Genomic DNA, 18,347 nt, shown 5'->3' with positions numbered 1-18,347 from the left:
TATATGGAACGATTACCCTATATCGATGAGCATGCCATAACCATCGACTCGGATCGCGCAGAAACGTGGTCGGCCCTGCTGCGGGTGATGTGTCGCGACCCGCACGACCCTTCCACCGTCCCAATCGGTTTTGTGCTCGACGAGGCACGGCCGCCCGTACGCTTCGCGCTGCGGGGCCGCCACCTGTTCGCGGTCTACCGGTCGGTGTTCGAGCTGGACGCCCAGTCCGCGGGCCGCACCCGGGTCCGCGCGATCACGTTGGCGGCCTTCCCTGGCGTACACGGCACGGTGTATCGCGCCCTGGTCATCGGCACCGGCGCGCACCGGGTGGTGACCCGGTGGACACTCAAACGTGTTGCGGCAGCGGTACTGTCCGAGCAGGCCGAGAACGGCCAGAGTGCGTCCGATTACGCCGACGTCTTCGAGGTACCGATCCCGCGCGGCGACGCGCGCAGCGCCGAACAGATGTTTCGCGACGCGCTGCGACGCGACCGTGGTGGGCGTGTCGTGCTGTGGATCCATCGTCATGTCCTGCGATTTCAGCTCGGTCCGCCGTCCTCGCCCGATCACCTCATCGGTTGGTCGATCACGCGTTCGGATCCCGACGAACTCGTGCTGACGACGAGCGGCGCGCTGATGCGCGGCGAGTTGACGCTGCGACGCGAGGACGGTCGGCGGGCCACGCTCACCACCCGCGTGCACTATCGCCGCGGCATCGCCGCCCGTGCGGTGTGGGCCGCGATCGACCCCCTGCATCGGGTCGTGGTACCGCGGCTGATGTCACGCGCCGCCCAACCCGGCCCACACCGAGCGGTGATCATATGAGTTCCGCCTGAACGTTTCGGCGACCCCGGACGTAACCACTGCACGTACTTCATCCTGAATAGGTCGCCGGCCCAACACGTTACGGCGGCCTCGAGGAGGACTCGGATGAGCGACCGCCCCGTGAGACGGCCATGCTCGTGATACGGCCGTCCCCCGGGGCGGTGCGATCGGCACGCCGAGCACGATTGCTCGCGAGATTTCGCCGGACCGCGCCCACCACCCGGGTCATGGTGGTGGCCGTCATGGTGTCGATGGTCGCCTTCCTCGACAGCACCGTGGTAAACCTGGCCCTGCCGGCCACCGAGCGCGAGCTCGGCGGAGGCCTGTGCTTGCAGCAGTGGGTGGTCGACAGTTACCTGCTGGCCCTGGCGGCCGCCATCTTGCCGGGCGGTTCCATTTCCGACCTGTTCGGCCGCGTGCCGGTCATGCGGTTCGGGCTGGTGGCTTTCGGGACCGGCTCCGCGCTGGCGGCGACGGCGGCCTCGCCGGTGATGCTGATCGCCGGGCGCATCGTCCAAGGTCTGGGCGCGGCGTTTTTGGTGCCGGGGTCGCTGGCGATAATCAATTCCACCTTCGCCCCCGAAGATCGTCACAAGGCGATCGGCACCTAGACCGGGTGAACCGGCACCGCGTTCGCGATCGGGCCGCTGCTGGGTGGATTGGCCGTGGATCTGCTGAGCTGGCGTTGGATCTATGCGTTGTCGGCCGTCCCGATCGTCATCGGTTTCGCGTTGACGTTTTGGCTGCGCCCCGTTCCCCGTCCGGCGCAACGCGCCGGCCTCGATGTCCGCGGGGCCGTGCTGGCGGCGATCGGGCTGGCCGCCACGTGGATGCACTGATCGAGGCCGGGCAGCGCGGATGGTCCGGTCGCGTCGTCGCGACGCTGATCGTCGGGGTCGCGGCGCTGCTGGCGTTCGTGAGCTGGCAACGGCGCGCCCCGCACCCGCTGATACCGCTGCGCCTTTTCCGGGTCGGTAACTTCGCGGCCGCCAACCTGATCACCGCGTTCGTCTATGGCGCCATCGCGATGGCCTCGCTTGCCATCGCGCTGTACACACAGGAGGTCGCCGGTTACTGCGCGACGGTCGCGGCGTTGGCCACCTTGCCCAACCCGGTGCTGTCGTTTCTGTTCGCCAAGCGCGTCGGCGGTGTGGCGGCGCGCGTCGGGCCTCGCGTCTTCCTGACGGCGGGACCGATCCTGGCCGGACTGGGGCTGATGCTCATTCGGCCCGGCAACGGGTTCACCATCGTCGCGAACCTGCTGCCCGGCACGACCGTGCTGGCCATCGGATTGGTGCTCACCACGACGCCGTTGGGCGCGTTGAACCTGTCCTCCGTCGACGCGGGCCACAGCGGAATCGCGGCGGAGGTGCAGAACGCGGTGGGCCGGACGTCGGCGCTGACCGCCGTGGCGTGCGTGGGGTTGATCGCCGCGGGCACGCTCACCGACGCCAGTTTCGCCCGGCTGCTGCAGATCGCCGCGGCGTTGTTCTTCATTGCCGCCCTGATCGCCACCGTCTGCGTCGTCAACCCACGTGGTAGCACCGAACCCGTTCTCGCCGAGGCGGTTACGTCCGTCGGATGAAGCTCGCACGCCGGGTGTGGGGTCTCCGCAAAGCCGGCAGGACATCCGTCGGGCGCGGGATGTTGCAGTAAACTGCACTACTGCGTGCTGCTGCATCAAATGCTTACCATGGCCCGATGACGAGTACGGCGGCGCGGCCGGTGACCGAGTTCATGAACGACCCGATCGGCTTCTTCGGCCAGTCCTACACCCGCATGCACAGCATCGGCCGCGGCGAGCTCGAAGAGCTGCAGCGCCAGGCCATGGGCATCCGCTTTCGTGAGCACTACCGGGATATCGAGATGCTGCGCAAACTGGCCGACCGGCTGGGCATCAAAGAACTCAACCAATTCACTGACGTTGTCCCCCTGCTGTTCGCATACCGCATTCAAGTCGTACCCGGCCGCTCTGGTGGACAGGAAGCGCTTCGACCTGATGACCAAGTGGCTGGACAAACTCACCAGCTACGACCTGACGGGCGTGGACACCGACGGCTGCACCGGGATCGACGACTGGATCGAGCGACTGGACGAGCAAACGCCGCTGGAGGTCATCACCTCCAGCGGCACCACCGGAACCATCTCGATCCTGCCCAAGGACAAGCGCGGCGCCGAAGAAGGCATGACGCTGTGGAAGATCTGCCTGTTCCAGACCTTCGGCCGGGAGCCGACCGAGGCCGAACTCAACCCGTCGGTCGACGTAGTGTGGCCCAACTTCGCCAACGGCAAGCTCGGACATCTGCGCATTGCCAACATGATCAAGCGCGGTTTTACCGGCGGCGACGAAAGCCGCTTCCACGCGCTCTACCCGTTCGCGGTCGACACCGACCTGATGTTCCTGGCGTCCAAGATGCGCGTGGCGGCATCGCGCGGGGAACTCGACCGCTTGCAGATCGACCCGGCGCTGGCCGCCCGCAAGGACGAGTTCATCGCCATGCAGGCCCGCCAGGCCCAGGACATGGATGCGTTCTTCGCCCGCATCACCGAGCAGTTGTGTGGCAAGCGGGTGTTCATGCTCGGCACATATCACTTGATGTACGACATCGCCAAGGCAGGCCTGCAGCGCGGCGTGCGTAACGTGTTCGCCCCCGACTCCGCGATCCTCACCGGTGGCGGTATGAAAGGTGTTGCGCTGCCGGACGATTTCATGGACGTCATCAAGGACTTCCTCGGCGTCGACCGCATCCAGGTCGGCTACGGCTTCTCGGAGTCGAGCACCTTTCACTGGGGTTGCAGCGAGGGCCGTTACCACGTCGCGCCATGGGTAGTGCCTTTCGTGCTCGACCCGGACACCAGCGAGCCACTCCCCGTAGCGGCGTGCAGACCGGACGCGCCGCCGTCTACGACATCCTGCTGCGCGCGCATTGGGGCGGCGTCATCACCGGCGACGAGGTCACCATCGACTGGGACCTGCACTGCCCGTGCGGCCAGGCCAGCCTCGCGTTCGAACGCGACATCATGCGCTACAGCGAGAAGCAGGGGTTGACGACGACCGGATCACTTGCGCCGCAACACATGAGGTGCATAACGAGGCGGTGAACTTCATGAAGGGCGTCGAGCTGTGATCGCCTACACCGTCCCGCTGTTCCTGCGGGGACAAATCATCACCGACGACCTCGTTCCGTTCGACACCCGCATCGGCGCCGCCCGGTTCCAGGCGCCGGACATGAGCAAGTACGTCGAGCGGCTGCCGCTGCACAGCCCCAGCGAGATGAGCGACCTCTACGAGCTGAGCTTGGACGAGATCCTCGACGTGCTGGGCGCCCTCGGCGACGCACTGGACTTCGAGTCGAACACCCACCTGCAGGAAGCTTACGAGGCCTCGCTGGTCGCCAACGTGCTGCCCGGCGAGATGATGAAGAACAGCTATCTCGTGCTGCGGCCGCTGTTTTCGCGGGACAACGTCACCGAAATCGCGGACAGCCAGGTCGGTTTGGACTACCTCAACGGATGGGTCCGCAAACGTTGCGCGACGGACGCGAACTCCGGGTGCGCGCCTTCGGATCCCGAGTGCTGCACATCCCGGCGGGCAACGGCGGATTGGTGTCGGCGGTGACGATCCTGCGGTCGGTGATCACCCGGTCCGACGTCATCATCAAGGCCCCGTCCAACGATCCGCTGACCGCGATCGCCATCGCCCGCACGCTGGCCGATATCGCGCCGGACCATCCGATCACCCGGCATTTGGCGGTCGGGTATTGGAAGGGTGGCGATCTGGCCGTCGAAGAGCGGCTCTACCGGCCCCAGCACATCGAAAAGATCGTGACGTGGGGCGAGATGGCGTCGGTCAAGCACGTAACCCGGCACATCCAACCGGGTTTGGAGCTGATCGCGCTCGATCCGAAACGCAGCGCGACGATCATCGGCCCGGAGGCGTTCGCCGACGACGACACCTTGCGTGAGGTGGCGCGATGAGCCGCCACCGACATCGGCGTGGCCAATCAGGAGGGCTGCGCCAACGCCCGGGTCATCTATGTGCTCAGCGGAACCGACGCCGAGGGGTTGGCCAACGCGAACCGGCTCGGCGAGTTGATCTACCGAGAACTGGTCTCGCTGCCCGACATCGTCAGCACCGCGCCGCGCTATCCCAACCGCGAGTTGCTCGATCATCTCGAGGCCTCGCGCCTGACCGACGACTTCTATCGCGTGATCGGCGGCGAGCAATGCGAAGGCGCGATCGTCGTCTCCCAATTCGACGAGCCGGTCGACTATTCGCCGATGTTGTCGGGGCGCGTCGCCAACATCGTGCCGGTCGATAGCATCGACCGGGTGACCGCCGCAGTCAACGCCTATACTCAGACGATCGGCATCTACCCCGAATCGCTCAAACGGCAGTTGCTAAACACGCTGCCGCTGTTCGGCGCCCAGCGGCTGACCAGCCTGGGCTACGCATGCAGCGTCGCGATCGCGATGCCTCAGGACGCCATCGAACCGATCCGGCGGATGTGCAAGTGGATCGTCGACGAAGAATGCGACCCGGCCACGGTCGTTCCGCTCTGGCAGCTCGCTCACCGATGAGCAAGCAGCGGACCGCGCTACAGGTGGTCGAGGGAATCGACCTGTCCGGCAAGACATGTGTGATCACCGGAGCCTCGTCCGGCCTGGGCCGGGAGTCGGCGCGAGCGCTGGCCGCCGTGGGCGCCCACGTGATCCTGGCCGCGCGCAACCAATCCGCCCTGGCCGAGGCCGCCGCGTGGGTGCGGGCCGAGGTACCGGGCGCGACTACCTCGACCGTCGAGCTCGACCTCACCGCGCTGTCCAGCGTCCGCGCGGCGGCCACGGAGATCGGCGATCTCACACCCGCGCTACATGTGTTGATGAACAACGCCGGGGTGATGTTCACCCCGTTCGACCGGACCCGAGACGGGTTCGAATTGCAAATCGGCACAATTCATTTCGGGCACTTCGAGCTCACGCGGTTACTAGTCCCACAGTTGACCGCCGCGCGGGAAGCCCGGGTGGTGATCCTGTCCTCCGGTGGCCACGTGCTTGGCGACGTAAGCTTCGACGACCCGAACTGGGAACGTCGCGAATACGACAAGTTCGTGGCCTACGGCGCCGCCAAGACGGCGAACATCCTGCACGCGATCGAGGCCGATCGGCGGTTGCGCGCCCTGGGCATTCGCGTCTACGCCGTGCATCCCGGAACCGTCGCCACCTCGCTGGCGCGGTACATGTCGCGCGAGGACTTCTCCGATCTGCGCAAGCTCGTCGTAGCCAACAGTGCGCTACGGGGTGAGACGAGCAACGGGCGCCTCGATTTCGCCACACCCGAACAGGGGGCGGCCACCCAGGTGTGGGCCGCGGTGAGCCCCGAGCTGGCCGACCGGGGCGCGCTGTACCTGGAAGACTGCGGGATCGGCGAAGCCGCACCTTACGCACGCGACGAACAGTGGGCCGCCGAGTTCTGGACCCTGTCCGAGAAGCTGTGTGCCGGCGCATGAACCGACACGAACGGCGCAAGCACGAGATGCGGGAGAAGATCCTCGTCGCCGCGTTCGACCTGTTTCTGGCGCAAGGGGTGGCGGCCACCACCATCGAGGAGATCTGCGAGCGCGCCGACGTCGCCGACCGGACGTTCTTCAACCACTTCGCCACCCGCCAGGACATGATCCGTGCGCTGGCGCAGCGCCGACTGGTCAACCTGCACGAGGTGGTCTTCGACCGCGCCGACCAACCGATCCCGGCCCGACTGGTCGGGGTGTTCGACGACATCGCCACGACGCTGGTCAAGTCCGGCGACACCTACCGCGAGCTGATCGGCGAAATGCTGGCCACCTCCGGCTACGGCATTCAGCGCGGGTTCAACCTGCACGCCACGTTCGGCGAACTGATCAAAGACGGCGTGTCCCGCGGCGAGGTCAGCACTCGCCACGACGCGGATACGTTGGCCGACATCATCGTTGGTGCGCTCTCCGGCGGCATCGTCAACTGGACGCTCGATCGCACCTATTCATTGGAGACCAACCTGCACAACCTCGGTGTCGCGCTGGCCGACCTGCTCAAGAGCTGAACCGCGTGTTCGGCGAACTCGGCGGCTCCGGCCAGGGCTTCCAGTCCCGCGACACCCGCGCTTCGAACCGCGGCGCCCGCCGCTCAACGAACGCGGCGACGCCTTCGGCCGCGTCGGGGGTGCCCATCACGCGGTGATGCAACTGGGTCTCCAGCCAGGCGACCTGCCGCGGCGTGTAGCCGTGAATCGCGGTGTCCCACAACAACCTCTTGCTCAATGCCGCCGACATCGGTGCGACGTTGACCGCGATGTCGCGGGCCATCTCCAACGCGGCGTCGAGCACCTGCGCGGCCGGAAGCGCGCGATTCGCGATGCCATACGCGACGGCCTCGGACCCGTCAAAGGTGCGCCCGGTCAGCAGCACCTCGGTGGCGACGCCGAAATCCGTCAGGTGCGCCAGCGTCCAGTGCGACATGCAATCGGGTATCACCCCGCGGCGCACCTGCACCACACCATATTTCGCGTCCTCGGCCAGAATGCGGATGTCGGCCTGCAGCGCGATGGTCAGCCCGATTCCGATGGCATGCCCGTTGACCGCGGCGATCACCGGTTTGCGCAAGTCGAACGCCGGCGGGTCGATCGGCGACGCGGAGAACGCGTCGACGTCTTGCGGGCTGTCGAACGGCGTTGCGCCGCCGGAGAAATCGGCGCCCGCGCAAAAGGCCCGGCCCGCGCCGGTCACCACGATGGCCCGGACGTCGTCGTCCTCGTCGCACTCCCGGTACGCCCGGCTCAGCAGCGCGCCCATCTCGGCGGTGTAGGCGTTGAGCTGCTCGGGCCGATTGAGCGTCAGCACCGCCACGCCCGCGTCGACCTCGACCACCAGGTCACCGCTCATCGCCGCGCGGGACTCCGGTGCAGGGCGTCGATCAGGCCGGCGAGATCGGTGTTGACCGGCGTGTAGTACGGGAAGTAGCAACATATTTCGTCGACGCGGTCGCCGAACCGCTCCGCGATCTGCCGAGCACATTGCTCGGGGTTTCCGACGATCCCGATCCGGGCCACCATGTCGTCGGTGATCAGCGCGCGCATCTCGGCAAACCGGCCCCGCTTGGACAGCGCGTTGAGTTCGGGTTGCACGTCCGCCCAGCCCTCCACCTCGAGCACCGGCAGGTAGGCCGGCGGCGAGCCGTAGAACGCGATCAGCGACGCGACACCGTCGACGGCGGCGGCCAGGTCGCCTTCGTTGCTGCCGACCGCGACCATGGCCTGGGCGATCACCTCGAAATCGGTGGCGCAGCGCTGCGAACGGCGCAGTCCCTCGTCGATCGCCGGGATAGTGCGTTCGGTGAAATGGCGGGCGCTGTTCAACGGCATCACCAGCAGGCCGTCGGCGACTTCGGCGGCGGTGCGCGTCATGATCGGGCCGAGCGCCCCCATCAGCACCGGTGGCGGTCCGAACGGGTTGGGGCCGGGGTTGAAATTGGGTGCCATCAGGGTGTGGGTGAAGAACTCACCCCGAAAGTTCAGCGGCGACTGGCCTTCCCACGAGGCGAAGATCGCCTTGATCGCGGCGATGGTTTCGGCCATCCGCGCCGCGGGCCGATCCCATGTGCTGCCGTAGCGCTTTTCGATGTGGACCTTGATCTGCGAGCCCAGCCCGAGCCGGAATCGGCCGCCGCTGAAGACCTGCAGATCGTAGGCGGCATGCGCCAGGTGCAGCGGGCTGCGCGGCGCGGCGATCGCGACGTTGGTCATCAAGTCCAGGCTGGTCTCGGTGGCGGCGACGACCAGCGGAAAGAACACATCGTGCTGACCTTCGAAGGTGAACAGGCCGTCGGCGCCGGTCGCGGCGATGTCGGCCGCGCTTGCCAAGGCACCGGTCGGCGATCCGTTGACTTGCAGATGTACTTTCACTCAACCATCCAGTCGCGCAGTTAGTTTCCCTATAGGAAAGCACATCGCTACTCCGACAACTGAAACTCCACCATCTCCGCCATCGCGTCCACCGCCTCACCCAGCGCCGCGAGCCGGTCGGCCGGCGACGGCGCCGACAGGACGGCGTAGCGGTCGGCGGCTCCGATCGGGATGCGAGTGGCCAACGTGTACAACCGCTCTCCCGCGTCGGCGTCGTCGGGGCCCAGCAGCTCCTCGCGGTCCGGCAGCATGGCGCCGCGCGCCTCCGCGATCCGCTCGAACAAGGCCATCATCCGGTCCTCGACATCGACAAGCTGTGCCAGAGTGACCGTTTCCCCCGCCTCGTCCGGCCACGGCTGCACCGACGCCCGGGGGTAGGGATCGTCGGGCAGCCACTCGGACACCCGAATCCGCTCGCCGGTCCGGCAACGCAGCCAGTATCGGCCCACCCCCCTGCTCGACGCATTCGTCGATGCGGCACAGCACGCCGACGTCGCAGCGCGCGTCGCCGCCCCCCACCTCACGGCCACGCGAGATCAGCACCACGCCGAAGGGTTCACCGGTGCCGAGGCAATGTTGCACCAGTGCGACGTAGCGAGGCTCGAAGATGCGCAACGGCAGATCCTGATTCGGCAGCAGCGCCGACTCCAGCGGAAACATCGCCAGCTCCATCAGATGTCCAGTTCGCCCACCAACGCATCGACGACCGCGCGCAGATCGCCGTCGTGCTCTTCGGCCACCCGCCGCTGCCGTTGATAGGAGGCGCCGTGGCGCCAGATGCCCTCCACCGCCGCGAGTTCGTCGCTGCAGTGCAGCGACTTGGCGACCGGCTCCAGCCGGGTCAGCACGTCGACGAGGTCCTCGGTGACCAGCCGCTCGTTGCTGTCGGCGTCCTGGATGATCACCGCGTCCAGGCCGTAGCGCGCCGCGCGCCACTTGTTCTCCTGGGTGTGCCACGGCGGCATCGTCGGCAACGACTCGTCGGCTTCCAGCCTGCGATCCAGGTCGACCACCAGGCAATGCGTCAGCGCCACCAGCGCGCTCAGCTCACGCAGGTTGGACACGCCGTCGCAGACTCGCACCTCGAGGGTGCCCAGATGCGGGGAAGGTCTTATATCCCAACGGACTTCGTCGACGTGGTCGATGATGCCGGTCTTCTTCTGGTCGTAGACGAACCGTTCGAACTCACCCCAGGTCTGAAACTGGAACGGCAAGCCGGCCGTCGGCAACTGCTGGAACATCATCGCCCGATTGCTGGCGTATCCGGTGTCCACGCCGGTCCACCACGGCGAGGACGCCGACAGCGCCAGCAGGTGTGGGTAGTAGCGCAGCAGCGACGTCATGATCGGCATCACCTTGTGCGCCGAGGAGATTCCGACGTGTACGTGCACACCCCAGATCAGCATCTGCCGGCCCCACCATTGGGTGCGCTTGATCAGCTCGGCGTAGCGGGGCGCATCGGTGAGCTTCTGGGTGCTCCACTGCGCGAACGGGTGCGCACCCGCACAGAACAGCTCCATGCCGCGGTCCCGGACGATTCGGCGCGCCGGGCCCAGGGTCTGCCGCAGATCCTCGATCGCCTGCCCGGTGCAGTCGCAGATACCGCTGACCACCTCGACGGTGTTGCGCAGCAGTTCCTTGTGCACGCGCGGGTTTTCGCCGATCTCGGCGATGACCGAGGTCGCCTCGTTGCTCAGGTCGCGGGTCTGGGCGTCGACGAGCGCGAACTCCCACTCCACGCCGAGCGTCGGCCGCGGCGACCGGGCGAAATCGATGTGCGGGACGAGCTTGTTAGCCGGCACCAATGACACCGCACGCCACTCGCTTGCCGGCGTCACCAGTGCTCATCGTCGTCGCGTCCGGACCCGGCGTCCCGTTGACCTGGGTGTAGCGCTCCGGCGGAATGTTGGCGAAGTTGTCCGCGCCCGCGCGGATGATGATGGCGGTCTTTTCACCCGAGAGCAGGTCGTCCATCGCGAAGGCGTCCGTGGTGGTCACCGACGTTCCGGCACCGTCCTTGCGCACCTGCAGCGAGGCGAGGTCCCCGCTGGCGGGTTCGCTCGAGTGGCCGGGCGCCTGGAAGTGGCCGCCCGCGGACAAAAAGTCGCCGGGCGCCCCGCCGGTCGGGCCGACCGAATTGGCCTCGCATTTATCGATTTGGAGATGTGCACGCCGTGGAAGCCGGGCGTAATCTGGCCCTCACCGGTCGTGGCGATCGTGACGGTGGCATAGCCGTTGGCGAATTCGAACGTCGCGGTCGCGACCTGGGTGCCGTCGGGTGCGCGGAGGTGGGTGGTGATGGTTTGCTTGCCCTCGCTCGCGGTGCCCGCGGTCGCCGACGGGGCGGGCGATCCCGTCCAGATGGCCGGCGTGGTGCCCGGCACCGACGACGCGTGCTGCGGCGAGGAGCACGCGCTCAGCAAAACGACACTGGTGACTGCGCCGAGAGCGGACAGGGTGACGACGACATTGCGGCGACCGGCAAGCGTAGGCATAGCGAGAGCCTAACCCGGCCCACGACCCGGAGTCAGCCCGTGACCAAGACGATTACGCCGGGCGGTTCTCCGCTGAGCGCGGGCAGGCGCGGTTCGACCGGCGCTCCCAGATTTTTGCCGACCGCGTCGGCGGTGGCATGCTCGCCGTCGGCGTCGGTGAAGTAGACGGTCGTGACCGTCACTTCGGGCAACGTCAAGTTGCCGACGCCGACGACCTTGAAGCCGCCGGCCTTGAGTTGGTCCGCGGCATGCCCGGCGACACCTTCCTTGCCGGAGATGTTGTACACGTGGATGTCGGCGTCGGTCGCCGCGGGCTTAGCGCTCGTCGAGGCCGGCGAAGCGGGGGCGCTGGAGCTGGTCACGCTCGAGGCCGGTGACGCCGAGTCGTCGTCCGACTTCCCCGAGGAGTTCAACGCCTGCCAGCCGAGCAGCAAAAAGATGACGCCGAGAAACAACAGCACCATCACCATGGCCCGCAGTGGGAGTCCCGTGGAGTCGGGAACACGCTCTTTCATCGAGCCCTACTGTAACCAGTCAGGTCACCTCGAACCCGAGGCGCCGCGCTGCGCGCGCCTTCTGGCGGCTGGCCCGCAGCCGCCGCAACCGCTTCACCAGCATCGGATCGGCGGCCAGTGCCTCCGGCCGATCCACCAACGCGTTGAGGACTTGGTAGTACCGCGTGGCCGACATCGAGAACAACTCTTTGATCGCGTCTTCCTTGACACCGGCGAACTTCCACCACTGGCGCTCGAAGGCCAGGATGTCGTGTTCGCGTCGGGTCAGCCCATCGGCGATTTCAGCATCGTCCCCCGCTCGATTTGCCCGCGCCATGGCGCTGTCCATATTGCTTCCCCTGGACCCTTCCGCCGAATTCCCTGTAGCTCCACTGACATGACTTACACCGGGGCGTGTTTCGGCGAATATTGAACCACGCCGCGAACCCTCAAGTCCTCATCCAGACCCGCGAGTCGGCGGATTGGCTACATTGCTTGCATCGCGGCCGCTTAAGCTAGCCGACCATGGCAGTGGTACCCATTCGCATCGTGGGCGATCCGGTGTTGCACACGTCGACCGAACCGGTGCCCGTCGGTGCCGACGGTTCGCTACCGGCAGACCTCGCCGGATTGATCGCCGATATGTACGACACCATGGACGCCGCCCATGGTGTCGGGCTGGCCGCCAATCAGATCGGTTACGGCCTGCGACTGTTCGTGTACGACTGCGCCGACGATCGCGGCATGACCGAGCGCCGTCGCGGTGTGATTATCAACCCGATCCTGGAGACCTCGGAGATCCCCGAGACCATGCCCGACCCGAATGATGACGACGAGGGATGTCTATCGGTTCCGGGTGAGTCGTTTCCCACCGGGCGGGCGAAATGGGCACGGGTCACCGGCCTGGACGCCGACGGCAAACCGGTCACGATCGAGGGCACCGGCCTATTCGCCCGGATGCTGCAACACGAAACCGGGCACCTAGACGGATTCCTCTACCTGGACCGCCTGATCGGCCGGCATGCTCGCGCCGCGAAGCGTTGCGTCAAATCCCACGGCTGGAGCGTGCCCGGACTGTCCTGGTTGCCGGGCGAGGGACCGGATCCGTTCGGTCACTGATGGTCTCGTGGCCGGACCTGGGAACGCGGGTGACGGTTCGCTACCGGCGTCCGGCCGGGTCGGCTCCGCCGCTGACGGACGCGGTGGGCCACCTGTTGGCGGTGGATCCGGTGGTGCGGGTGCGGACGAAGACGGGCGCAATCGTCGAGTTCTCGGCCGGTGACGTGGTGGCGCTGCGGGTGGTGACCGACGCGCCGGTGCGCACGTCGGCGATCCGCGCGCTGGAGCATGCCGCCGACGCGGCCCGGCCCGGCGCGGAGCACGCCTGGGTGGACGGCTGGCTGCTGCGGGCCGGAGACGAAACCGACGGTAGAGCCAATTCCGCTGTGCCACTGGATATCTCGGCTCAGCTCAGCACCGTCCCGGCGATCGTCGACTGGTACGACCGTCGCGGCCTCCCCCCGCTTCTGGCCATCCCGGACCGGTTGCTGACGCTGCCACGCACGCTGGTGGCCGACCACACCGAGCGGGTGTTGGTGCGCGACGTGGGTGACCTCGCGTCCCGCGAGTCCGATCCGTCGGCCACCGGCGCGGCCGTGACCGACGCGCCGGACGGCACCCGGTGGGTCGGACTTTCGGCGCCGCGCGAAGCCCTGTTGGTCTGGAGTGCACACCACGGCGCCACCCACGCCTACATCGCGGTCGACGAGGCGGACGAGGCCGCCGGCGGCCTCGCCGCGAGTCTGGGCTTCCGGCTGCACCACCGCCGTCGCTACTTCGAAGTCCGGCCGGGTGGCTGGAATACCGTCTAGCCATGCCCGACGGCAGTGTTGATCGCGGCGACCCGCTACGCCCGGCGTCGCCGCGCGTGCGACTGGCCACCTGGAACGTCAACTCGATCCGCACTCGCCTCGACCGCGTCACCGACTGGCTTGGCCCGCGCCGAGGTCGACGTGCTGGCCATGCAGGAGACCAAGTGCTCCGACAGCCAGTTCCCCGCCCTGCCGTTCGTGGAACTCGGCTACGAGGTCGCCCACGTCGGCTTCAACCAGTGGAACGGCGTAACGATCGCCTCACGCGTGGGCCTGGAGAATGTGCGGATCGGGTTTGAGGGCCAGCCCAGCTGGAGCAGCAAGCCGGAGGTCTCCGCGACCGCGGAAGCGCGCGCCCTGGGCGCCACCTGTGGCGGCATCCGGGTGTGGAGCCTGTATGTGCCCAACGGTCGCACCCTGGCCGACCCGCACTACACCTACAAGCTGGAATGGCTTGCCGCCCTGCATGATGCGGCCGCGGGTTGGTTGGCCGCCGATCCCACCTCGCAGATCGCAATGGTGGGCGACTGGAACATCGCACCCACCGACGAAGACGTGTGGAGCATGGAATTCTTCGCGGGCGCCACGCACGTCTCCGATCCGGAACGCCGGGCGTTCAATGCCATTGTCGACGCGCAATTCGCGGACGTGGTAAGGCCTTTCACTCCGGGCCCCGGTGTCTACACCTATTGGGATTACACCCAGCTGCGGTTTCCGAAAAAGCAAGGGATGCGCATCGACTTCATCCTCGCCTCACCGGCGCTGGCCGCACGGGTGGCCGACGCGCAAATCGTGCGGGAAGAGCGCAAGGGAAAGGCGCCCAGTGATCATGCGCCGGTTTTGGTCGACCTGAATCCTGAGTAAACCGAGGAAATTCAGGCACCTTTGCGTTGTCTGAGCGTTTGCAACGTGGCAGCATTTCTCCCTGTTAGATGCGTGAACAATTTGTTGCCAGCGCTGTTAACTTGCCGTTCGGCGGGTATACATGTTGCTACGCGTTCCCAACGAGCGCGACCGAGGAACCAGGGAGTCATCATGGGTGTCGTCGGAGGGGCAGTCCGTAATGCTGGGAAGACGGTCACCCGCGCGGCGGATGCAACCACCGCCGCCGCGGGCGCTGTCGGGGGCGCCGCAATCAGTGGAATCGTCGGCGGGGTCACCGGCGCCGCCGAAGGCATCAAACGCGGCATCAGCTCGGGCAGCCATTCGACGCCGGCGGCCGCACTGGCGCTCGGCGCGCTGGGTGTGGCCGGATTGATCGAGTGGCCGGTGCTGTTGGCCGTCGGCGGCGGGGCATTGGTATTGCACCGGCTCAACCAATCCAACGGATCGTCGGCGAAAGCTCAGCTCAAGCCGGTGCCCAGCGAGTCGTCGCCCCAAAAAGCCGCACCGCGAAAGTCGACCGCCAAGAAGACGACGGGACGGCGGGCCGGTGCTGCGGAGTTGCGCAGCACCAACTGAACCAAACCGACCTACGCCGACGCGCGCTGCGGTCGGCCGTGCGGCCGCGCGACAGCATGGGCGGACGGGTCCGGGCAGATCGTCCCCCGGGGCCTCGAGACCACTCGCGACGAAAACCGCGGCGCCCTGCGGTGTGTCCGATCGGGCTGGACTATGTCCACGATCCCGACGCGCCACAGCAGCGCATAGAGTTCGAGCAACGGGACTCGCAGCACCGAAGCAACGGATGAAAATATCGGATCGACCAGGGAATCGGTCGTCGACATAGGTCCGCCGGTGACCAAGTCACCCGGCGAGTTGGGAAACCCCTCGTTACTGAAAGGCAAATGATGGCGGAAAAGAAAACTCGCCGTGCAACATCGCAACGCGATGCGGTAGAAAAAATTCGCGCGGGCGAAACCTTCGTCGTGAAGTTGCCGGTGGTCGGGCAGACCGAGATTCCACGGCCCGAACAGCTGGCCTACTACGGCGGGCTGGCCGCGCTGGCCGCGCTCGAACTGATCGACTGGCCGGTGGCGCTGGTGATCGCAGCCGGACACATGCTGGCCAGCAATCACCACAATCGGCTGCTGGAAGAAATCGGCGAGGCGATGGAAGAGGCCTAGCGGCGGGCTGGTGCGGATCCCGTCGCTACTTCCGCACGCCCGCGCGGCGCGGATGGTCCGGTGTAGGGGTAACGTCGCGTTGGTTGTATCCACACGACGCGGGAGCGCACGCCGAGTGCGCTGAGAGGACGGCTTGGGGCCGTCGACCGTACGAACCTGACCGGGTAATGCCGGCGTAGGGAGATGAAAACATGACCGTCACCGTCGAACCATCCGTGACCACCGGGCCCATCTGGGGAAGCACGAAGGCCTACCTCGAGCTCGACGAGGTGCCCGGGGCCCGCGTGCCGCTGCGCCGGGTGCACCTCTCCAACGGCGAGCACTTCGATTTGTACGACACGTCCGGGCCGTACACCGATCCGGACGCCGCGATCGACCTGACCGCCGGGCTGCCGCCGCGCCCCGGCGTGGTCCGCGATCGCGGCACCCAGTTGCAGCGGGCTCGTGCCGGTGAGATCAGCGCCGAGATGGCGTTCATCGCCGCGCGCGAAGGCATGCCCGCCAAGCTGGTGCGCGACGAGGTCGCCCGCGGGCGGGCCGTCATCCCGGCCAACCACAACCACCCCGAGATCGAGCCGATGATCATCGGCAAGACGTTTGCCACCAAGGTCAACGCGAACATCGGGAACTCGGCGGTGACGTCGTCGATCGCCGAGGAGGTCGACAAGATGGTGTGGGCCACCCGCTGGGGCGCCGACACCATCATGGACCTGTCCACCGGCAAGAACATCCACGAGACCCGCGAGTGGATCCTGCGTAACTCGCCGGTGCCGGTCGGCACCGTGCCGATCTACCAGGCGCTGGAGAAGACCAACGGCGACCCGACCGAGTTGACGTGGGAGTTGTACCGCGACACCGTGATCGAGCAGTGCGAGCAGGGCGTGGACTACATGACCGTGCACGCCGGCGTGCTGCTGCGCTACGTGCCGCTGACCGCCAAGCGGGTCACCGGCATCGTGAGCCGCGGCGGGTCGATCATGGCGGCCTGGTGCCTCGCCCACCACCAGGAGTCGTTCCTGTACACCAACTTTGAAGAGCTCTGCGACATCTTCGCCCAATACGACGTCACCTTCTCACTCGGTGACGGGCTGCGACCCGGGTCGATCGCCGACGCCAACGACGCCGCGCAGTTCGCCGAGCTGCGCACCCTGGGCGAGCTGACCAAGATCGCGAAAGCCCATGGCGTGCAGGTGATGATCGAGGGCCCCGGCCACATCCCGATGCACAAGATCGTCGAGAACGTGCGGCTGGAAGAGGAGTGGTGCGAGGAGGCCCCGTTTTACACGCTGGGCCCGCTGGCCACCGACATCGCCCCGGCCTACGACCACATCACCTCGACGATCGGTGCGGCCATCATCGCCCAGGCCGGCACCGCGATGCTGTGCTACGTCACCCCCAAGGAACACCTCGGGCTGCCGGACCGAAAGGACGTCAAGGACGGGGTGATCGCCTACAAGATCGCCGCCCACGCGGGCGATCTCGCCAAGGGGCACCCGCACGCGCAGGACCGCGACAACGCGTTGAGCCAAGCGCGGTTCGAGTTCCGGTGGAACGACCAGTTCGCGCTGTCGCTGGACCCCGACACCGCGCGGGAGTACCACGACGAGACACTGCCCGCCGCGCCCGCCAAGGCCGCGCACTTCTGCTCGATGTGCGGGCCGAAGTTCTGCTCGATGCGCATCACCCAGGACGTCCGCGACTACGCCGCCAAGCACGGTCTGGAGACCGAAAAGGACATCGAAGCCATGCTCAACGAGGGCATGACCGAGAAGTCCCGCGAGTTCGCCGAGCACGGCAACCGGGTATATTTGCCGATCACGACCCAGTGAGTTTCCTGCCGCTACCGCCGCGGGGCACGACGCCCCTGCGGGTGCTGACCATCGCCGGATCGGATTCGGGTGGCGGCGCGGGTATTCAGGCCGACATGCGCACCATCGCGCTCCTGGGCCTGCACGCGTGCGTGGCGGTGAGCGCCGTGACGGTGCAGAACACGTTGGGCGTCAAGAGCTTTCACGCGATACCCGATGATGTGGTCGCCGGCCAGATCGAAGCGGTGGTCACCGACATCGGCATTCAGGCCGCCAAGACCGGCATGCTGGCCTCACCGCGCATCATCGACACCGTGGCCGACACCTGGCGCCGGCTCGGATTGACGGTTCCGCTGGTCGTCGACCCGGTGGCCGCGTCCATGCACGGCGCCGCGCTGATGGCGCCCGCGGCCCTGGATTCGCTGCGCACCCAACTGTTTCCGTTGGCCACGCTGGTGACGCCGAATCTCGACGAGGTGCGGTTGCTGGTCGGTATCGACGTGGTGGACGGCGAATCGCAACGCGCGGCGGCCAAGGCGCTGCACGCGCTGGGCCCACGGTGGGTGTTGGTCAAAGGAGGTCACCTGCGCTTCTCGCAACGCAGCAGCGACCTGCTCTATGACGGTGCCGATTTCCACGAGTTCGATGCCGAGCGCATCGCGACGGGCAACGACCACGGCGGCGGCGACACGCTGGCCGCCGCGATCGCCTGTGCACTGGCCCATGGATGTGCCGTTCCCGAGGCGGTCGAGTTCGGGAAGCGATGGGTCACCGAATGCCTGCGCGGCGGCTACCCACTCGGCCACGGCCACGGCCCGGTCTCCCCGCTGTTCCGGCTGACATGATTGCCCGCTT

General features: G+C 67.0%; 19 protein-coding genes, 5 pseudogenes and 1 riboswitch. Of the genes and pseudogenes, 15 read left to right on the top strand and 9 right to left on the bottom strand.

Going from position 1 to position 18,347, the window contains the following annotated elements:
• Nucleotides 1-3 precede the first annotated feature (3 nt).
• From T428_RS0114075 to T428_RS34605, 3 genes and pseudogenes are all read left to right on the top strand, one after another.
• Entirely contained in the window at nucleotides 4-825 is an 822-nt protein-coding gene (locus T428_RS0114075) for a DUF2867 domain-containing protein (RefSeq protein WP_025736986.1), read from the top strand.
• A gap of 131 nt (nucleotides 826-956) precedes the next feature.
• A pseudogene (locus tag T428_RS35775) lies at nucleotides 957-1,664 on the top strand (MFS transporter).
• Complete coding sequence (locus T428_RS34605; protein WP_051465239.1) at nucleotides 1,652-2,410, top strand: MFS transporter; 759 nt, start codon at nucleotides 1,652-1,654, stop codon at nucleotides 2,408-2,410. The pseudogene T428_RS35775 and the gene T428_RS34605 overlap by 13 nt, the downstream one beginning before the upstream one ends.
• A gap of 95 nt (nucleotides 2,411-2,505) precedes the next feature.
• Here T428_RS34605 and T428_RS34600 read toward each other — a convergent pair whose 3' ends face one another.
• Complete coding sequence (locus T428_RS34600) at nucleotides 2,506-2,844, bottom strand: hypothetical protein (protein ID WP_245604910.1); 339 nt, start codon at nucleotides 2,842-2,844, stop codon at nucleotides 2,506-2,508.
• Between T428_RS34600 and T428_RS28085 the strand changes: the two genes are divergently transcribed.
• The 5 genes and pseudogenes from T428_RS28085 to T428_RS0114050 all read left to right on the top strand — a co-directional run bounded on the left by T428_RS28085 (nucleotide 2,825) and on the right by T428_RS0114050 (nucleotide 6,901).
• Nucleotides 2,825-3,874, top strand: a complete 1,050-nt coding sequence (locus T428_RS28085) for a long-chain-fatty-acid--protein ligase (RefSeq protein ID WP_245604909.1) — start codon at nucleotides 2,825-2,827, stop codon at nucleotides 3,872-3,874. The genes T428_RS34600 and T428_RS28085 overlap by 20 nt on opposite strands.
• Before the next feature lie 75 nt (nucleotides 3,875-3,949).
• On the top strand, nucleotides 3,950-4,444 hold the full coding sequence (locus T428_RS34595; protein WP_245604908.1) for an aldehyde dehydrogenase family protein: 495 nt from the start codon (nucleotides 3,950-3,952) through the stop codon (nucleotides 4,442-4,444).
• Nucleotides 4,339-5,406, top strand: a pseudogene (locus T428_RS36105) (acyl-CoA reductase). Before T428_RS34595 ends, T428_RS36105 begins: the two are co-directional and overlap by 106 nt.
• Nucleotides 5,403-6,332 carry an SDR family NAD(P)-dependent oxidoreductase gene (locus T428_RS0114055; protein ID WP_025736985.1) on the top strand — a complete coding sequence of 310 codons (930 nt, stop codon included), beginning with the start codon at nucleotides 5,403-5,405 and terminating at the stop codon, nucleotides 6,330-6,332. The pseudogene T428_RS36105 and the gene T428_RS0114055 overlap by 4 nt, the downstream one beginning before the upstream one ends.
• Nucleotides 6,329-6,901, top strand: coding sequence for a TetR/AcrR family transcriptional regulator (locus T428_RS0114050; RefSeq protein WP_025736984.1), 573 nt, complete (start codon nucleotides 6,329-6,331; stop codon nucleotides 6,899-6,901). Before T428_RS0114055 ends, T428_RS0114050 begins: the two co-directional genes overlap by 4 nt.
• On the opposite strand, the gene T428_RS0114045 is transcribed toward T428_RS0114050, so the two are convergent.
• From T428_RS0114045 to napA, 7 genes and pseudogenes are all read right to left on the bottom strand, one after another.
• Nucleotides 6,891-7,739 carry an enoyl-CoA hydratase-related protein gene (locus T428_RS0114045; protein ID WP_025736983.1) on the bottom strand — a complete coding sequence of 283 codons (849 nt, stop codon included), beginning with the start codon at nucleotides 7,737-7,739 and terminating at the stop codon, nucleotides 6,891-6,893. The genes T428_RS0114050 and T428_RS0114045 overlap by 11 nt on opposite strands.
• Nucleotides 7,736-8,758 (bottom strand): TIGR03617 family F420-dependent LLM class oxidoreductase, encoded by a 1,023-nt coding sequence (locus T428_RS0114040; RefSeq protein WP_025736982.1) that lies wholly within the window; start codon nucleotides 8,756-8,758, stop codon nucleotides 7,736-7,738. The genes T428_RS0114045 and T428_RS0114040 overlap by 4 nt, the downstream gene beginning before the upstream one ends.
• Nucleotides 8,759-8,805: 47 nt before the next feature.
• Nucleotides 8,806-9,430 (bottom strand): annotated as a pseudogene (locus T428_RS28075) (LON peptidase substrate-binding domain-containing protein).
• A complete protein-coding gene (locus tag T428_RS0114030) occupies nucleotides 9,430-10,569 on the bottom strand; it encodes a glutamate--cysteine ligase (RefSeq protein WP_211243956.1) in 1,140 nt (379 codons plus the stop codon). Before T428_RS0114030 ends, T428_RS28075 begins: the two are co-directional and overlap by 1 nt.
• Nucleotides 10,550-11,253: pseudogene (gene sodC, locus T428_RS28070) on the bottom strand (superoxide dismutase[Cu-Zn]). The gene T428_RS0114030 and the pseudogene sodC overlap by 20 nt, the downstream one beginning before the upstream one ends.
• Before the next feature lie 32 nt (nucleotides 11,254-11,285).
• A complete protein-coding gene (locus tag T428_RS0114020) occupies nucleotides 11,286-11,768 on the bottom strand; it encodes a LytR C-terminal domain-containing protein (RefSeq protein ID WP_036467999.1) in 483 nt (160 codons plus the stop codon).
• 19 nt (nucleotides 11,769-11,787) lie between these two features.
• Entirely contained in the window at nucleotides 11,788-12,096 is a 309-nt protein-coding gene (gene napA / locus T428_RS0114015; RefSeq protein WP_025736979.1) for a nucleoid-associated protein NapA, read from the bottom strand.
• Nucleotides 12,097-12,272: 176 nt separating this feature from the next.
• On the opposite strand from napA, the gene T428_RS0114010 reads away from it, so the two are divergent.
• From T428_RS0114010 to T428_RS0113995, 4 genes and pseudogenes are all read left to right on the top strand, one after another.
• Nucleotides 12,273-12,866, top strand: coding sequence for a peptide deformylase (locus tag T428_RS0114010; protein WP_025736978.1), 594 nt, complete (start codon nucleotides 12,273-12,275; stop codon nucleotides 12,864-12,866).
• Nucleotides 12,866-13,618: a GNAT family N-acetyltransferase, cg3035/Rv0428c family gene (locus tag T428_RS0114005; protein ID WP_025736977.1), complete on the top strand. Its 753-nt coding sequence runs from the start codon at nucleotides 12,866-12,868 to the stop codon at nucleotides 13,616-13,618. The genes T428_RS0114010 and T428_RS0114005 overlap by 1 nt, the downstream gene beginning before the upstream one ends.
• Before the next feature lie 56 nt (nucleotides 13,619-13,674).
• Nucleotides 13,675-14,482 (top strand): annotated as a pseudogene (locus tag T428_RS28065) (exodeoxyribonuclease III).
• Nucleotides 14,483-14,653: 171 nt separating this feature from the next.
• Entirely contained in the window at nucleotides 14,654-15,079 is a 426-nt protein-coding gene (locus T428_RS0113995; RefSeq protein ID WP_025736976.1) for a hypothetical protein, read from the top strand.
• A gap of 11 nt (nucleotides 15,080-15,090) precedes the next feature.
• On the opposite strand, the gene T428_RS34580 is transcribed toward T428_RS0113995, so the two are convergent.
• Nucleotides 15,091-15,345: an Rv1535 domain-containing protein gene (locus tag T428_RS34580; RefSeq protein WP_084298746.1), complete on the bottom strand. Its 255-nt coding sequence runs from the start codon at nucleotides 15,343-15,345 to the stop codon at nucleotides 15,091-15,093.
• A gap of 63 nt (nucleotides 15,346-15,408) precedes the next feature.
• Between T428_RS34580 and T428_RS0113990 the strand changes: the two genes are divergently transcribed.
• The 3 genes from T428_RS0113990 to thiD all read left to right on the top strand — a co-directional run bounded on the left by T428_RS0113990 (nucleotide 15,409) and on the right by thiD (nucleotide 18,337).
• Nucleotides 15,409-15,684, top strand: a complete 276-nt coding sequence (locus T428_RS0113990) for a hypothetical protein (protein WP_156942965.1) — start codon at nucleotides 15,409-15,411, stop codon at nucleotides 15,682-15,684.
• A gap of 88 nt (nucleotides 15,685-15,772) precedes the next feature.
• Nucleotides 15,773-15,883, top strand: a riboswitch (TPP riboswitch).
• Entirely contained in the window at nucleotides 15,876-17,513 is a 1,638-nt protein-coding gene (gene thiC, locus T428_RS0113985; protein ID WP_025736974.1) for a phosphomethylpyrimidine synthase ThiC, read from the top strand. It overlaps the preceding riboswitch by 8 nt.
• Nucleotides 17,510-18,337: a bifunctional hydroxymethylpyrimidine kinase/phosphomethylpyrimidine kinase gene (thiD, locus tag T428_RS0113980; RefSeq protein WP_025736973.1), complete on the top strand. Its 828-nt coding sequence runs from the start codon at nucleotides 17,510-17,512 to the stop codon at nucleotides 18,335-18,337. Before thiC ends, thiD begins: the two co-directional genes overlap by 4 nt.
• The last annotated feature ends 10 nt before the right edge of the window (nucleotides 18,338-18,347 follow it).

The sequence above is a fragment of the Mycobacterium genavense ATCC 51234 genome (assembly GCF_000526915.1).
Lineage (GTDB): Bacteria > Actinomycetota > Actinomycetes > Mycobacteriales > Mycobacteriaceae > Mycobacterium > Mycobacterium genavense.
The sequence above is the reverse complement of the archived record's forward strand: the minus strand, read 5'-3'. Positions and strand labels throughout refer to the sequence as shown.

Excerpts from the sequence above, each read along its gene's own strand:
- T428_RS0114075 (WP_025736986.1), top strand. The coding sequence starts at position 4 with ATGGAACGATTACCCTATATCGATGAGCATGCCATAACCATCGACTCG.
- T428_RS28085 (WP_245604909.1), top strand. The coding sequence starts at position 2,825 with ATGACCAAGTGGCTGGACAAACTCACCAGCTACGACCTGACGGGCGTG.
- T428_RS0114055 (WP_025736985.1), top strand. The coding sequence starts at position 5,403 with ATGAGCAAGCAGCGGACCGCGCTACAGGTGGTCGAGGGAATCGACCTG.
- T428_RS0114050 (WP_025736984.1), top strand. The coding sequence starts at position 6,329 with ATGAACCGACACGAACGGCGCAAGCACGAGATGCGGGAGAAGATCCTC.
- T428_RS0114045 (WP_025736983.1), bottom strand. The coding sequence starts at position 7,739 with ATGAGCGGTGACCTGGTGGTCGAGGTCGACGCGGGCGTGGCGGTGCTG.
- T428_RS0114020 (WP_036467999.1), bottom strand. The coding sequence starts at position 11,768 with ATGAAAGAGCGTGTTCCCGACTCCACGGGACTCCCACTGCGGGCCATG.
- napA (WP_025736979.1), bottom strand. The coding sequence starts at position 12,096 with ATGGACAGCGCCATGGCGCGGGCAAATCGAGCGGGGGACGATGCTGAA.
- T428_RS0114010 (WP_025736978.1), top strand. The coding sequence starts at position 12,273 with ATGGCAGTGGTACCCATTCGCATCGTGGGCGATCCGGTGTTGCACACG.
- T428_RS0114005 (WP_025736977.1), top strand. The coding sequence starts at position 12,866 with ATGGTCTCGTGGCCGGACCTGGGAACGCGGGTGACGGTTCGCTACCGG.
- T428_RS0113995 (WP_025736976.1), top strand. The coding sequence starts at position 14,654 with ATGGGTGTCGTCGGAGGGGCAGTCCGTAATGCTGGGAAGACGGTCACC.
- T428_RS34580 (WP_084298746.1), bottom strand. The coding sequence starts at position 15,345 with ATGTCGACGACCGATTCCCTGGTCGATCCGATATTTTCATCCGTTGCT.
- T428_RS0113990 (WP_156942965.1), top strand. The coding sequence starts at position 15,409 with ATGGCGGAAAAGAAAACTCGCCGTGCAACATCGCAACGCGATGCGGTA.
- thiC (WP_025736974.1), top strand. The coding sequence starts at position 15,876 with ATGACCGTCACCGTCGAACCATCCGTGACCACCGGGCCCATCTGGGGA.